We start from the raw sequence: 14,186 nt of genomic DNA, 5'->3' as shown, positions 1-14,186 counted from the left end.
AGTCACGAATCAGCCTTTGAAATCGGCACTGGCGTAAGCCGCCAGTTTGCTCTGGATGAAATCCAGGAAGCACTGGATCCGCAGCGCCAGTTGCGAGTTGCGGTAGTACACCGCGTTGATCGGTTGGCGATAACCGCTGTTGAATTCCGCCAGCAACACCTTGAGGCGCCCGGCGCGAATGTCGTCGATGGTCATGAAATGCGAAAGGCAGGCAATGCCCTGGCCTTCCAGCGCCAGATGCCGAACCGTCTCGCCGCTGGAGGCGCTGATCACCGGGGTGATCGGCCAGCGATCGCCGTGCACGTAGCGCAGCGGCCACTGGTTGAGGCCTTCGTTCTGGGTGAAGCCGAGCAAGGTGTGTTCGCTGAGGTCGGCCACTTCCAGCGGCGCGCCGTGTTTTTCCAGATAGGCGGGACTGGCAACGATCAACAGCGGACTGCAACCGAGCGAGCGGGCATGCAACGTCGAATCGGCGAGGGTGCCGATGCGGATGGCGACGTCGGTGCTTTGTTCCAGCAGGTCAATGATCAAGTCATTGCTGTTGAGTTCGAGCTGGATGTCCGGGTACAGCCGCCGGAATTCGTCGATGTACGGCACGATGGCGTGGAGCATGAACGGCGATGCGGCGTTGATTCGCAGCCGACCGGACGGCGTCTGTTGGCGCGAAGAAAGGCGCTCCTCGAGCTGATCCATCTGGTCGAGGATCAGCTTGGCCTGCTCGAAGAAATACTTGCCCTCCTCGGTCAGGTCCATGCGTCGGGTCGTGCGGTTGATCAGCGTGGTGTCGAGCTTGGCTTCCAGCCGCGACAGCGTGCGGCTGACGGCCGACGGCGTCTGTCCGACCTGCTCGGCGGCGGCGGAGATCGAACCGCATTCGATCACGCAGACGAAAATCTGCAACTCATCGGATCTGGCTTTCACGGGTGTCCTCGAATCGAAAGGCCTGCTGCGCAAGCTCAGGCCTTCGATAGTAGCCGAGCGTCAGGCCTTGAGGCCAAACACCTCGGTCAGATGCTGCTCGTAACGTGCCACATCCGCTTCGATGTTCGGGCGCTTCATCACGTCCACGCAGAGGAAGGTCGGCAGGCCGGTCATGCCGAGGAACTCGTTGGCCTTGTGGAACGGGAAGTAAACGGCGTCCACGCCTTTGGCTTCGAAGAAGTCGGTCGGGTCATCGAACGCCTGCTGCGGCGCGTTCCAGGTCAGCGACAGCATGTATTGCTTGCCGTGGATCAGACCGCCGCTGCCGTACTTCTGCGAGGAATCGGAACGGGTGCGACCGTCGCTGGCGTACAGACTGCCGTGGCCTTCGGTGAACACTTCGTCGAGGTACTTTTTCACGGTCCATGGCGCGCCCATCCACCAGCCCGGCATCTGATAAATGATCACGTCGGCCCAGAGAAATTTGGCGACTTCTTCGGCGATGTCGTAACCCTCGTCGATGAAGGTGGTCTTGACGTCGACACCGCCGCGATCCAGCACGCTCAGCGCCGCTTCGTGCAGGGTGGCGTTGTAGCGACCGTCGGAGTGGGCGAATTTTTTACCGCCGTTGAGCAACAGCACTTTTTTCATGGGACAGCCTCGATCGGATTCCGATGCGCAGCGCATAGCGCCGGATGGAGAAGGGGAAAAACTGGATGGCGGCAGATTAACGATGCGCCTCGCGCGGAATAAGCCGCGGTTGCGCAAAATTCATTTGAGTAAAACGCACGAATCGAATGCCGATTGTTGCCTTAGGATTGGCCGCCATCTGAATCTGAGGAGTTTTTTACGATGAGCGAACGCCAGGGTTTCATCCTGCACGCCAAGACCCGCCCGGAAAAAGCCGAGGCCTTCGAAGCGTTTTTCCGCGCCTACGTCGAGCCGAGCCGCGCCGAACCCGGCTGCATCGAGTACCACATGCTGCGCGACAAGGAAGATCCGAGCCTGTTCATTTTCTACGAGATCTGGGAAACCCAGGCGCACCTGGACGTGCACTCGAACCTGCCGCACATGCAGCAGTTTCTCGCTCAGCGCATGGAGTATCTGGAGCGGGATTTCGACATCCGTCCGATCGACATGCTCAGCGATTCGTCCGCTAGCCGCTGATCAACAGATGGGCGCCGAGCGCGCCCAGACCGATGAAGAACACTCGCTTGAACAGCACGGCGCTGATGCGCTGGCGCAGCCATTGGCCGAACAGCATGCCGAGCACCGCCGGGATCAGCGCCAGCAACGAGGCGCTCAATTCTGCGCCGCCGAGCGACCCGCGCCAGAGCAATCCACCGGCCAGCGCCAGGGTCGACACGGTGAAGGACAGGCCCAGCGCCTGTACCAGTTCGTCGCGGTTCAAACCCAGTGCCTGCATGTAGGGGACGGCGGGAATCACGAACACGCCGGTGGCCGAAGTGATGACGCCGGTGACCACGCCACACAGCGGTCCCAGCCACGGTTCATGGCGGCGACTGACACTCAGCGCCGGCAGGAACAATCCACTCAGCGCATAGAGCAACAGCGCCGCGCCAAGTCCGCGCACCACCCAATGCCCACCCTCCATGCCGATCCACAAGATGCCGATCGCCGTGCCGAGAAAGATAGCCAGCAGCATCGGCCACAGCCGTTTCACAAGCCCGCGCAAATGCCCGCCGAACGCCAGTTGCCAGACGTTGGTCAAGGTTGCCGGAATGATCAGTAACGCCGCAGCCTGCGACGGCGCCATAGCCAGACCGAGCAAACCCATGGCGACAGTGGGCAGGCCGAGGCCGATCACACCCTTGATCAGGCCGGCGACGACGAAGGTCGCAATCACCAGCAATGACAGGGCCAGACCGAGGTTTTGATAAAAATCTGCGAGTGCGTTCATGGCGATACTGTGCGCCTGCGCGGATGAGCTGAAAATCTGTCATACACTGAGGCAGCCTCTCTCTCAGCAAGAGCCACGCGTCATGCACTTCGACCTCACCGACCTGCGCCTGTACCTGCACATCCTCGACAGCGGCAACATCACCGCCGGCGCCGCGCGCAGTCATCTGTCGCTGGCGGCGGCCAGTGCGCGGATCCGGGCGATGGAGGCTTCGTTGGGCACCGAGTTTCTTGAGCGCGGGCGCCGTGGCGTTACGCCGACGCCGGCCGGCAAAGCCCTGGCGCAACATGCGCGGGTGTTGCTGCAACAGGCCGACCGCCTGCAGCAGGATCTGGCCGAATACGCCCAAGGCGTCAAAGGCCAGGTGCGTCTGTTGTGCAACACCACGGCGCTCAGCGAATACCTGCCGGAGGTACTGGCGGATTTCCTGCGTGAGCACCCCAATCTCGACATCGATTTGCAGGAGTTGCCCAGCGCTCGCATCACCCATGCCTTGCGCCAGGGCGCGGCGGATCTGGGCATTGTGTCCGACGCGATCGACACCTCCGACTTGCAGACCCGAGCCTTTCGCGATGATCCGCTGGTGCTGATTCTGCCTCTGGAACATCCACTGTCTGATGCGACTGAAGTCAGTTTCAGCGACGCCCTGCGCCATGACTTCGTCGGCCTGCATGCCGACAGCGCACTGGCGGTGTACCTGGAAGAACAGGCCCTGCACAGCGGCTCGCGGATGCAGATGCGCATCCGCGCCGATGGCTTCGACGGCGTGATGCGCATGGTGGCCCGGGGCGCCGGCATCGGCATCGTGCCGCTGGCGGCGGTCCAGCGTGCCGCACCGCAGGCCTTCAAGTCCCTGCCGATGAATGAAGCGTGGGCCATGCGCAAACTGTTGCTGTGCGCCCGGGATTTCTCCACGTTGCCGGCCTATGCCACAGCCTTGCTGCAAGCCTTGGCACTCCCCTGAGATTTATCTTTTCATCTGCAAAATAAGCACAAGGAATAGCTTGCAAGGTACGGATACATACGTACTATATCGCCAGAGCGAACGTGTTGCCCGATACCCGTTTTCGCACAACGACAACGGACAAGGAAGAACGGATCGGCTCCATTAAACCTACATGGAATGAGGTGACGCGATGGTTGATTCAACGGAGTTTCGTAATGCAATGGCGATGCTGGGGAGTGCCGTCACCATCGTCACGACCGATGGCCCTGCGGGGCGTTTCGGCTTTACCGCGTCGGCGGTGTGCAGCGTGACGGATTCACCGCCCACGCTGCTGGTGTGCGTCAATCGCTCGTCGTCCAATCACGAGCATTTCAAGACCAATGGCGTGCTGTGCGTGAACGTCCTGACCGGCGATCACCAGTCGACCTCCGGGGCGTTCGCCAATCGGCAGTTGAGCATGCAGGAGCGTTTTTCCAGTGTGAATTGCCAGACATTGAAAACCGGCTCGCCGGTGATCGAAGAGGCGCTGGTCAGCCTCGATTGCCGGGTCAGCAAGGTCGACGAGGTCGGCACTCACAGCATCTTCTACTGTGAAATCCTCGAGCTGCAGCAACACAGCGAGGCCACGGAAGGCCTGGTCTATTTCAACCGCAGTTACTACCGTCTGAACGACGAACTGCGCCTGGCACCCGAGCAGTGATCCAGACACCCGCCGGCATCGCAGATTGCTAGCCGGCGGGTCATGACAGGGATGTAACCATGCTATTCAATGAAGACAACTTCGCGGATATCGACCTGAACCTGATCATCATTTTCCTGGTGCTGTTCCGCGAACGCAGCGTGTCACGCACGGCCGAACGCCTGCACGTCAAACAACCCGCCATCAGCGGATCGCTGGCACGACTGCGCAAGCGGTTCGATGATCCTCTGTTTCTGCGCTCATCCAGAACCATGCGCCCGACCTCGAAAGCCGAGGAGCTGGCGCAGGCCCTGACGCCGGCAATCAAGCAGATCGAAGCGGTCATCCGGCTCTGAACAACTTGCGAAAAAAAACCTGCGGGAGTTCGCTCCCGCAGGTTTCATTTTGTCAGGCCGACTTGAGCGCCTGAGCGTACTCGACCCGTGCCCAGAACGCCGGCAGGAAGCACTCGCAGACCAGCAGCGCAGAACCATTGCGGGTAAAACGCGAACGTCGGGCCAACAACCGTTTGGCCTGCGGCGCGTAGCGATAGGACAGCGCCGCCAACGGTGCGCCGGGGGACAGCAAGGCGCATTGGAAGGGTTCGCGCAGGGTCTGGTCCGACGTGTAGAGAATCTCGGCCAGCGGCCGGCGACCATAGCCGTTCAGATCCGCCCAGTCGCCGTTCAGCGCCGGCATGCTGGTCAGGCTGCGCGCGGTGACGCAGGCCTCGCCATCGAGCTTCATCACCACTTCACGCACCCAGCCGATGGTCGCCGGTGGCACGTTCAGCGCTTGCGCTTCTTCAGGATTGAGCGGGCCATGGGACTGCTCGACCACTTCGATTGAATAGTCGCCCATGGCTTTCAGACGCGGGGTCAGTGCCCCGGGCAAAAACAGCCAGTGATGCTCGGAGCCGGTCAATTCCGACAGGGGTCGCGACGACCAGTAATGACTTGTATCCATACCCGCACACACCTTCCTGGTGATGGTGAATTGATTGGTTGCCGTGGAAGGCCAACCCTTCACCGGCGGTGTCTGTCACTCGGCTCCGTTTTCTTCGGTCACTTCGTGTTTGCTGATCACGCTGATGGTCTGTTCATCGGTCTTGACCGCCGACAGCAGCGAGTCGAGAAGCCCCGGGAAACGCACGTCCATGTCTTCACGACGCAAGGACAGCAGGTTTTCCCGGCCGTAGGGGCGTTGCCAAATCAGACCGCTGTCGCGCAGGACCCGCCAGTGGTGAGTCATGGTCGACTTCGATGCGCCCTTGAGGATCCGGCCGCATGGATGTTCCTGGCCATCGGACAACACTTTCAATACGGTCAGGCGTAGCGGGCTTCCCAATGCGTTCAGCACATTTTCCAGAAGGATCTGATCCTGATTGGGATGATTCGGGACGTTCATAGGTAGGTACCCTTGATGATATAGGCGGGAATAATCCGGCTTGTATTCGTCTATACGAGAACAGTAAGACTATACACAAGATGCCTTTTTCCCGCGACAGCCGCCCCGAAGGCGGCGTCCCGAAAAACACTACAGAGCACTGCTCTGTGCCGTCTCCAGCGCGGGGGCCTGGAACCCGCCGCCCAGCGCCGCCATCAACGAAACCGAACTGTCGATGTGCTTGCTGTTGAGGAAGGCCAGGCGCATTTCGTCCTGAATCAATTGTTGCTCGATATTCAGGGCATCGAGGAACGTGTCCTCCCCGGCCTTGTAGCGCGACTGCGACAGATCGTAGGACGACTGCGCAATCGAACAGGCATCGCGCTGCACGACGATTTGCTGTTCGAAAGAACGCAACTGCGTCACCGAAATCGCCACCTCATGCAACGCCGAATTCAGCACCCGGTTGTATTGCGCGATAGAGCTGTCGAGTTCAGCGTTGCCGGCCTTCAGATCGGAGCGCAGACGACCCGCATCGAAGATCGGCAGCGACACCGTCGGCGCCACATTCCAGAACTTGCTGACCCCGGCGAACATCGCATCACCGATCAAGGCATGCGAACCCGCCGCCGCCACCAGATTGATGTTCGGGTAGAACGTGGTCTTCACCGCCTCGACGTTCTTGGTCTCGGCCTCCACTCGCCAACGCGCAGCGACGATGTCCGGACGACGGCCGAGCAACTGGGCCGGCAACTGCGCCGGCAATGCCACCACGCTGGCCTGCAGGTTCGATGGACGCTCGAGCGTGTGCGCACGGTCGACGCCCTTGCCAATCAGCGCCGACAATTGCAGCCGAGCGATTTCGATGTCTTCATTGGCGCCGATCAGGGTTGATTCCGAACGTGCCTTGAGGCTCTGCACCTGCTTGAGTTGCGACAGGTTGTCGAGGCCCGAGCCGTAGCGCGAATCCGTCAGCTCCACCAATTTGCTCAAGCGTTCCAGATCGCGCTGGTTGAGCTCCGACACCTGCCAGGCGTACGCCAGTTGGTTGTAAGCCTTGACCACGTTGGTCGCCAGAATCAGCCGCGACGATTGCAGGTCGACTTCCGCAGCTCGTGCACTGTTGAGCGCCGATTCCCAGGCGGCACGCTGGCCGCCCCAGAGGTCGAAGGTGTAGCTGAAGTTCACCGCCAGATTGCGTGCGGTGAAGTACTTTTCACCCTCGCCGCTGTAGTCCTCGAAGCGCGACAGCCGGCCGCGAGTGACACCTGCCGACGCGTCCATTTCCGGGTAACGCTCGGCATCGCGCAGGTCGAGAAATGCGTTGGCCTTGGCGACCCGGGCAGCGACTTCCTGCAAGTCCGGGTTGCTGGCATACGCCTCTTCGATCAACGCGCCCAGACGCGGATCACCCAGCGACGTCCACCAGTCCGCACGCGGCCACTGGGCCGGTGGCAACTTGTCTTTCAGGCTGTCGGACGGCGCATCGCCGACCGCCAGCAATTTGCTCTGATGATCGATCCCGGCGTAGTTCACACAACCCGCCGCCAACAGGATGGCCGCCGCCAGGGGCGCCAGCATCAAACGTGTAATCGAATACATGTCACGTCCTCACAGGATGGGTTGCGGCACACCGGCCGGTTCGGCTTCGGGTGCGTGGCTCGGTTGCTTGATCGAACTGAGCAGCGTGTACACCGACGGCAGAATGAACAGCGTGAACAAGGTACCGATCAGCATCCCCACCACAATCACCAGGCCCAGGCCGAAGCGGCTGTTGGCGCCGGCACCGCTGGCGAACAACAGGGGCGCGAGGCCGACCACCATGGCAGCGGTGGTCATCAGGATCGGCCGCAAACGTACTTGCGCGGCGTGCTGGATCGCTTGCACGCGGTCCATGCCTTGCTGGCGCTGCAACTCGTTGGCGAACGCGACCATCAGGATCCCGTGCTTACTGATCAGACCGATCAGCGTGATCAGGCCGATCTGGGTGTAGATGTTCATCGAAGTCATGCCCAGCGCCAGCGGCACCAAAGCCCCGCAGATCGACAGCGGCACGCTGATCAGAATGATGAACGGGTCGCGGAAGCTCTCGTACTGCACGCTCAGCACCAGATAGATGATCACCAGAGCCAGGCCGAAGGTGAACGCCAGGCTGTTGCCTTCCTGCACGTATTGGCGGGCATCGGACTGCCAGTCGAAACTGAAGCCGGCCGGGAAGTTTTCCGATTGCTTCTGCAGGAAGCCCACCGCATCGCCCAACGTCACGCCCGGCGCCGGAATGGCCTGGAACGTGGCGGAGTTCTGCTGGTTGAACTGGGTCAGGCGATTCGGCTCGACCTTGACGCTGAGGGTGGCCAGCGTCGACAGCGGCACCGGGTTGCCCTTCTGATCCTTCACGTAATACAGCTTGAGGGTTTCCGGGGTCAGGCGATCCGCCGACACCGACTGCGGGATCACATCGTAGGAACGACCGTGGAACGAGAACCGGTTGACGTACTTCTCGCCGATCAGGCTGTTGAGCGTCTCGCCGATGTCCTGCATGCGGATGCCCAGGGCGTTGGCCTTGGCGCGGTCAACCTGGATTTCCACTACCGGGTTGTTGAAGTCCAGATCGCTGTCGACCACCGCGAACAGGCCACTGGCCTGAGCCGCTTTCTTGAGCTGATCCATCACGTTGTACAGCGCCAGATAATCCTGATCGCTGCGGATCACCATCTGCACCGGCAGACCACCGGTAGAGCCCGGCAGCGGCGGCATCTGGAACACGAAAATGCTCGTGCCTTCGATCTGGTTCACCCGTGCCTGCAAGTCAGGCTGGATGGTGTTGGCATCGCGGCCACGCTTTTCCCAGTCCACCAGGTTGATCCCGCCGACGCTGTTGGACAGACCGTCGGAACCGTTCGCCACCCAGTTGCTGTAGCCCTCGGGGATTTCGTTGAAGGTCTTGTACAGCTCGTGTGCGTAGGCTTCGAGGTAATTCAGGTTGGCGTGCTGCGGCGCCTTGATCGCGGTCAGCAGGATGTTCTGGTCTTCCAGCGGCGCCAGTTCGGTCTGCGCCGAGCGATAGAGGAACGGCAGGCTGAAGAAGATCACCAGCGCCACGCTCAGGCTGATCCAGCGACGTGCCAGCGAACCGCCGAGCAGCGCGCCATAGCGACGGGACAGGTACTGGAAGAAACGGTCCGCCTTGACGGCCATGAAACCTTCGCTGGTTTTCGCGTCCAGCAGACGGGTACTCATGATCGGCGACAGGGTCAGGGCGACGATGCCGGAAATCACCACGGCGCCCGCCAGGGTCAGAGCGAACTCCTTGAACAGCGTGCCGGTGAGGCCGCCCATCAGACCGATCGGCGCGTACACCGCCGCCAGGGTGAAGGTCATCGCCACCACCGGCCCGGCCACTTCACGGGCACCGATCAGAGCAGCGTCGAACGGCGTCTTGCCCTCTTCGATGTGACGGTGAACGTTTTCCACCACGACGATGGCGTCGTCCACCACCAGCCCGATGGCGAGCACCATGGCGAGCAGGGTCAGCAGGTTGAGGCTGAAGCCGAACATCTGCATCAGCATGGCCGCGCCAAGCATCGACAGCGGAATCGTCACCAGCGGAATCAGCACGGTGCGGAACGTGCCCAGGCACAGGTAAATCACCAGCACCACAATCACCAGCGCTTCGAGCAGGGTGTAGCTCACCTCGTCGATCGACGACTGAATGAAGTGCGCCACTTCGAACGGGATCTGCACGGTCACGCCTGGTGGCAGGGTTTCCTGAATCTGCGGCAGCAATTCACGTACGCGTTTGACGATGACCAGCGGGTTGCCGGTCGGCGCGGCGTCCAGACCGAGGAACAGCGCCGGTACGTCGCTCATCGCGCCGCTGGTGTCGGTGGAGGCTGCGTTCAGTTCCACCGTGCCGACGTCACGCACACGGATGATGTGGCCGTTGTCGTTGCGCAGCACCATGTCGCGGAAGTCTTCGACGCTGTTCAGGTCGGTGTTGACCCGCAGGTTGCTGACCACGTACAGGCCTTTGACCTGGCCTGGTGCTGCCTGGAAGTTGTTGCCTTCGATGGCGGCCGAAACGTCCTGCCCGGTCATGCCGTAACCGGCCAGACGCTGCGGATCGAGCCACAGGCGCATGGACAGTTTCTGCTCGCCCATGATGTTGATCTTGGCCACGCCTTCGATGCCGGCGAACATCGGCTCGACGACACGGGAGATGTAATCCGACATTTCCGGAATGGTCAGGTTGGAACTGGCGAACGCGACGTAAGCCACGCTGGTGAAACCGCCGGAAGTACGTTCAACCACAGGGTCGTAGGCGTCCTTCGGCAAGCGATATTTGATCTGGTTGACCTTGGCCATGACCTCGGTCAGCGCCGCGATGGAATCACTGTTCAGTGCCATGCGGATCGTCACCTGGCTGCGACCCTGGGTCGAGGCCGACGACAGATAGTCGATGCCTTCGACCGAGGCCACGGCCTGGCTGATCGGTTGGGTGACGAAGCCCTGCATCAGCTCCGAAGAAGCGCCGGGATACTGGGTCGTGACCGTGATGGTCGACGTTTCCAGCATCGGGTACTGACGGATCGGCAGGTTCATCAGCGCACGCACCCCAAACAGCAGGATCAACGTGCTGACCACCACGGCCAGCACCGGGCGGCGAAGAAAGAGGTCGGTGAAATTCATTTTTCCAGCCCACTGAGTTTAAGAGCAATCGTGTCCGGCACGCCTTCCACCGCCACGCCGTCGTGGAGTTTGAGCTGACCGGAAGTCACCACCTGCACACCTTCGATCAAGCCCTTGTCGACCACCGCCCAGCCGTTGCGACGCTCGCCGACTTTGATCGACTCACGCTTGACCTTCTGCACGCCGGTCTCGTCGGTGTAGACCGAGAACACGCTCTCGCCGTAGGCGTTGTAGGTGATCGCGGTTTCCGGAATCAGCAGCTCGGCGGACTGTGGCAGGGTCACCGAGACCCGTGCATACATGCCGGGACGCAGGCGTTTTTGCGTGTCGGTGATGACCGCTTGAACGTTGATGGTGTGGGACTGGTTGATCTGCGGGTCGACAGCAACGATCTTGCCGGCGAAGGTCGCGTCACCCCAGGCATCGACCTTGGCCTGCACGGTCTGGCCCAGTTGCACTTGCGAGCCATCGCGTTCGGCGAGGGTGAAGTTGACGCGCAGCAGGCCCGGATCCGTCAGGGTCGCTACCGCGCTGCCGGCTTGCAGGTACTGGCCCAGATGCGCCTGGCGAATGCCGAGGGTGCCGCCGAACGGCGCACGAATGTGCCGTTGAGCAATCTGCGCCTGCATGCGTTCCATGTCGCCCTTGGCCGCGTCGTATTGAGCGCGGGCACTGTCGAAGGCGCGACGGCTTTCGGCGCCGGTCTTGGCCAGTTCCTGGACACGGGCAAACTGCGCCTTGGCGGATTCGTACTCGCCTTTCAGGCGAACCAGTTCACCTTGCTCGGGTGCGTCGTTGAGCTTGAGCAGCACCTGCCCCGCCTTCACTTCATCACCGGACTCGAAATCGATGTCCACCACTTTGCCGCTGACTTCGGCCGACACCAGCACCTGACGCTGCGCTTCGAGTTTGCCGATGGCTTCGAGGTAGTAGGTGTACGGTTGTTTCTTGACCACGGCCAGACCGACCCGGGTGCTGGGGATACGTTGCTCGGCCGCAGCCGGTTGCGGCGACCAGAAACGCCAGCCCAGCGCGGCGGACAGCACCACGACCAGAATAATAAACACCAGCGACTTAATAATATTTCGAGCAAGCATGTGGCACTCCCTTGACTCTTTACTGCGAGCACAAAAGTTTGAGATTTAAGAAAATAAAGGTGCAACTTGAAACGGGCGCGCTATTGATCCCTGTGAACATTCACTGATAACGCGCCCGTTTTATTTATCCGCTATTACGCCGCGGCCAGTAAGTTGGTTTTATCCAGGTAATACTTGCCGATACCGTGCAAGTTCAAAGGCGACAGAGTGAAGTGCTTCGAACCGGTATGAATATCGCGGAAGCAACGCTCCAGGAAGTGCGACTTGTAGACGGCTTTGGAACCGGCCATCGAGTAGATCTGGTTGACGGCGTTGACCGAGTTTTCAGTCAACACCGACGCTGCCAGACCGACGCGGGCGCTGACCGGTTCACCGATGGTTTCACCGCGGTTGATCACCTGATGGATGGCATCTTCAAGCAGCAATTGCGCGGTGTGTACCGAGGAGATGGCGCGGCCGGTCTTCTCGAAGATCACCCCTTCCAGGCCCGGGTCGGTGTTGATCGCACGGTCGTTGCGGAAGTGATCCACGGCGGCCCGGGCCACGCCCAGCACGGTGGACATTGCTGCCAGGGTGCCGAACTCGTAGTAGCCGGTGGCGTAGGCACGGGAGCTGCGCGCTTCGGGGGATTTTTTCAGAGTTTCGACGTCCAGCGAGAACGCCTTGTTGACGATGACGTTGGAGCACTGGAAGTGATGGCTGCCGGTGCCGCGCATGCCCAGGGTGTCCCAGGTCGACAGAATGGTGCACTGGCTGGCGGGGACGAAGAACATCCGCACTTCCGGGGTGGTGTTGTTTTCGGTGCCTTTGACGGTGGCGGTGCAGACCAGCCAGTCGGCGTGGGCCGAGCCGCTGGCGAAGGCCCACTTGCCGCTCAGCAGGTAATCGTCACCCATTGGCAGCGCTTCGCCACCGGAGTGAATGGCGCCGATCACGAAACCGTCGCAGTGGTTGTAGATCGCTTCGGAAGTGGCTTCCGGCAGGTAATCCGAGAGGCGCCCCATCGCCACTTGTACCGCCAGCTGCCAGGACAGCGAGGCATCATGCCGGGCAAATTCCAGCACCAGCGCGGAAGTGGTCTGGATATCGACCTGGGAGCCGCCGAACGCCCGGGAGACCGACGTACGGCCAAAACCGTCCTTGAAGAAGCGGGACATCACATCCTTGTGAGTCGCATTGGTCTGCTCGCTGTACTCGCGGTGCTGAACAATCAGCGGATTCAGTGCACGCACCTTCTCGAGCCATTCATTGGATTCGGAGGGAAGGCTGTTCCATTGCATTAGATTTTTCATAACGGCTCCTAGCTATTATTTATTTACGATCAGCAGACGAAAAAACAGACGAACTTTTATTGTTGTTAAACCCCGATAAAAATGTACGTCTACAGTCGTACATTTGACAAGCATTATTCTCAGACTTCTTTCACTTTTCAGTAAAAGGCAAATAACTGTCCGACAATAATTAACAGCGCAAGATTCCAACCGAACTAGCAAGGCAAGTTACGGCGTTTAAATCCGATTGATTACTTCACGCCGGCACGCCGGTCACTGACCCGCGACAGCGATGCCCAGTCCTGATCGGCCTGACCATGAGCCATGCCGTCCAGCAAGTTGTCCTTCAACACGCTGGCAAACGGCAACGGCACCTGGGCAGCCTCCCCGGCCTCCAGCACCAGGCGCACATCCTTGAGGCCCAGTGACAATTTGAAGCCGGCCGGCTCGAATCTCTCATCAGCCATCTGCTTGCCGTAACCCTGATAGACCGGAACGGGAAACAACGTCGAAGTGATCATGTCGATGAACGCCGCACGACTGATGCCGTAACCACCGGCCAGGGTCGAGGCTTCGGCCAGGGACTCGATCGCCGAGGCGACCATCAGGTTGGCCGACAGTTTGGCGGCGCACGCCACGTCGGCGGCTTCACCGAAGTGCCAGGTCTTGCGCCCCAGCACATCGAACAGCGGCTGCACCCGGACCAGTGCTGCGGCAGGCCCCGAGGCGAGAATATTCAGATTGCCGGCGGCCGCCACATCGACCCGCCCCAGCACCGGTGCCGACACGTAACCGACGCCGCGCGCCTCGTGCAGGGCCGCCAACTCTTTGGCCAGTGCCACGGACACCGTGGACATGTTGACGTGAACGCTGCCGGCCTGCAGACCGTCCAGCGCCTTGGCGTCGAGGAACACCGAGCGGATCGCCGTGTCATCGCCAAGCATTGAAATCAGCACGTCGGCCTGCGCTGCCAGCGCGGGGGTGTCGACAGGTTCGGCGCCAGCCCTGGCCAGCTCTTCCAGCGGTGCCGACGAGCGATTCCACACGCGGACCCGATGCCCGGCCTTCAGCAGGTTCAGCACCATCGGCGCACCCATCGTGCCCAGACCGATAAATCCCAGTTCCATGTCGTGTTCCTCTCTCGATGAGGTCTTCAAATCCGTTTGTACAATGCCCCACGATTGCGATTGTACGTGTACAGGCGTACATTTCAAGTGCCACGTTGATTCATTCTTCGCGGCAAGGGTTTCAAACACACCTTTACCCAAGGCAAGGA

Annotated in this window: 14 protein-coding genes; 4 read left to right on the top strand and 10 right to left on the bottom strand. The window is 60.8% G+C overall.

The annotated features are described in order from the left end of the window. Positions 1–9: 9 nt before the first annotated feature. Together AC1RME_RS27560 and mdaB are read right to left on the bottom strand one after the other, a co-directional pair. Positions 10–921, bottom strand: a complete 912-nt coding sequence (locus AC1RME_RS27560) for a LysR family transcriptional regulator (protein WP_096818727.1) — start codon at positions 919–921, stop codon at positions 10–12. A 60-nt stretch (positions 922–981) separates the two neighbouring features. Further along, positions 982–1,572 (bottom strand): NADPH:quinone oxidoreductase MdaB, encoded by a 591-nt coding sequence (gene mdaB, locus AC1RME_RS27555; RefSeq protein WP_096818724.1) that lies wholly within the window; start codon positions 1,570–1,572, stop codon positions 982–984. 201 nt (positions 1,573–1,773) lie between these two features. On the opposite strand from mdaB, the gene AC1RME_RS27550 reads away from it, so the two are divergent. Beyond that, complete coding sequence (locus tag AC1RME_RS27550; RefSeq protein WP_096818720.1) at positions 1,774–2,088, top strand: putative quinol monooxygenase; 315 nt, start codon at positions 1,774–1,776, stop codon at positions 2,086–2,088. On the opposite strand, the gene AC1RME_RS27545 is transcribed toward AC1RME_RS27550, so the two are convergent. Then, positions 2,078–2,842, bottom strand: a complete 765-nt coding sequence (locus tag AC1RME_RS27545; RefSeq protein WP_096818719.1) for a sulfite exporter TauE/SafE family protein — start codon at positions 2,840–2,842, stop codon at positions 2,078–2,080. The two genes, AC1RME_RS27550 and AC1RME_RS27545, sit on opposite strands and share 11 nt — an antisense overlap. An 82-nt stretch (positions 2,843–2,924) precedes the next feature. On the opposite strand from AC1RME_RS27545, the gene AC1RME_RS27540 reads away from it, so the two are divergent. The 3 genes from AC1RME_RS27540 (at position 2,925) to AC1RME_RS27530 (ending at position 4,823) form a co-directional block, all read left to right on the top strand. After that, positions 2,925–3,806 carry a LysR family transcriptional regulator gene (locus AC1RME_RS27540; RefSeq protein WP_096818717.1) on the top strand — a complete coding sequence of 294 codons (882 nt, stop codon included), beginning with the start codon at positions 2,925–2,927 and terminating at the stop codon, positions 3,804–3,806. A gap of 172 nt (positions 3,807–3,978) precedes the next feature. Continuing rightward, positions 3,979–4,488 carry a flavin reductase gene (locus tag AC1RME_RS27535; protein WP_007953834.1) on the top strand — a complete coding sequence of 170 codons (510 nt, stop codon included), beginning with the start codon at positions 3,979–3,981 and terminating at the stop codon, positions 4,486–4,488. A 59-nt stretch (positions 4,489–4,547) separates the two neighbouring features. After that, positions 4,548–4,823 (top strand): helix-turn-helix domain-containing protein, encoded by a 276-nt coding sequence (locus AC1RME_RS27530; RefSeq protein WP_085713206.1) that lies wholly within the window; start codon positions 4,548–4,550, stop codon positions 4,821–4,823. Positions 4,824–4,875: 52 nt separating this feature from the next. On the opposite strand, the gene AC1RME_RS27525 is transcribed toward AC1RME_RS27530, so the two are convergent. The 7 genes from AC1RME_RS27525 to AC1RME_RS27495 form a co-directional block, all read right to left on the bottom strand. Further along, positions 4,876–5,433, bottom strand: coding sequence for a chorismate--pyruvate lyase family protein (locus tag AC1RME_RS27525; RefSeq protein ID WP_096818714.1), 558 nt, complete (start codon positions 5,431–5,433; stop codon positions 4,876–4,878). Between the two features lie 75 nt (positions 5,434–5,508). After that, positions 5,509–5,874: an ArsR/SmtB family transcription factor gene (locus tag AC1RME_RS27520; RefSeq protein ID WP_007953843.1), complete on the bottom strand. Its 366-nt coding sequence runs from the start codon at positions 5,872–5,874 to the stop codon at positions 5,509–5,511. Between the two features lie 129 nt (positions 5,875–6,003). Beyond that, positions 6,004–7,455: an efflux transporter outer membrane subunit gene (locus AC1RME_RS27515; protein WP_096818713.1), complete on the bottom strand. Its 1,452-nt coding sequence runs from the start codon at positions 7,453–7,455 to the stop codon at positions 6,004–6,006. Between the two features lie 9 nt (positions 7,456–7,464). Continuing rightward, entirely contained in the window at positions 7,465–10,542 is a 3,078-nt protein-coding gene (locus AC1RME_RS27510; RefSeq protein ID WP_096818710.1) for a MexW/MexI family multidrug efflux RND transporter permease subunit, read from the bottom strand. Beyond that, on the bottom strand, positions 10,539–11,639 hold the full coding sequence (locus tag AC1RME_RS27505) for an efflux RND transporter periplasmic adaptor subunit (protein ID WP_493092006.1): 1,101 nt from the start codon (positions 11,637–11,639) through the stop codon (positions 10,539–10,541). Before AC1RME_RS27505 ends, AC1RME_RS27510 begins: the two co-directional genes overlap by 4 nt. A 134-nt stretch (positions 11,640–11,773) precedes the next feature. Continuing rightward, positions 11,774–12,931, bottom strand: a complete 1,158-nt coding sequence (locus AC1RME_RS27500) for an acyl-CoA dehydrogenase family protein (protein WP_493092005.1) — start codon at positions 12,929–12,931, stop codon at positions 11,774–11,776. 230 nt (positions 12,932–13,161) lie between these two features. Beyond that, entirely contained in the window at positions 13,162–14,166 is a 1,005-nt protein-coding gene (locus AC1RME_RS27495; protein WP_493092004.1) for an NAD(P)-dependent oxidoreductase, read from the bottom strand. Positions 14,167–14,186: the final 20 nt, after the last annotated feature.

It is taken from the genome of Pseudomonas sp. GW822-FHT03F08 (assembly GCF_058801265.1).
The sequence above is the reverse complement of the archived record's forward strand: the minus strand, read 5'-3'. Positions and strand labels throughout refer to the sequence as shown.

What these genes read in the sequence shown, in the direction of transcription:
- mdaB (WP_096818724.1), bottom strand. Translation starts at nt 1,572, where the DNA reads ATGAAAAAAGTGCTGTTGCTCAACGGCGGTAAAAAATTCGCCCACTCC.
- AC1RME_RS27550 (WP_096818720.1), top strand. Translation starts at nt 1,774, where the DNA reads ATGAGCGAACGCCAGGGTTTCATCCTGCACGCCAAGACCCGCCCGGAA.
- AC1RME_RS27545 (WP_096818719.1), bottom strand. Translation starts at nt 2,842, where the DNA reads ATGAACGCACTCGCAGATTTTTATCAAAACCTCGGTCTGGCCCTGTCA.
- AC1RME_RS27540 (WP_096818717.1), top strand. Translation starts at nt 2,925, where the DNA reads ATGCACTTCGACCTCACCGACCTGCGCCTGTACCTGCACATCCTCGAC.
- AC1RME_RS27535 (WP_007953834.1), top strand. Translation starts at nt 3,979, where the DNA reads ATGGTTGATTCAACGGAGTTTCGTAATGCAATGGCGATGCTGGGGAGT.
- AC1RME_RS27530 (WP_085713206.1), top strand. Translation starts at nt 4,548, where the DNA reads ATGCTATTCAATGAAGACAACTTCGCGGATATCGACCTGAACCTGATC.
- AC1RME_RS27525 (WP_096818714.1), bottom strand. Translation starts at nt 5,433, where the DNA reads ATGGATACAAGTCATTACTGGTCGTCGCGACCCCTGTCGGAATTGACC.
- AC1RME_RS27520 (WP_007953843.1), bottom strand. Translation starts at nt 5,874, where the DNA reads ATGAACGTCCCGAATCATCCCAATCAGGATCAGATCCTTCTGGAAAAT.
- AC1RME_RS27515 (WP_096818713.1), bottom strand. Translation starts at nt 7,455, where the DNA reads ATGTATTCGATTACACGTTTGATGCTGGCGCCCCTGGCGGCGGCCATC.
- AC1RME_RS27510 (WP_096818710.1), bottom strand. Translation starts at nt 10,542, where the DNA reads ATGAATTTCACCGACCTCTTTCTTCGCCGCCCGGTGCTGGCCGTGGTG.
- AC1RME_RS27505 (WP_493092006.1), bottom strand. Translation starts at nt 11,639, where the DNA reads ATGCTTGCTCGAAATATTATTAAGTCGCTGGTGTTTATTATTCTGGTC.
- AC1RME_RS27500 (WP_493092005.1), bottom strand. Translation starts at nt 12,931, where the DNA reads ATGAAAAATCTAATGCAATGGAACAGCCTTCCCTCCGAATCCAATGAA.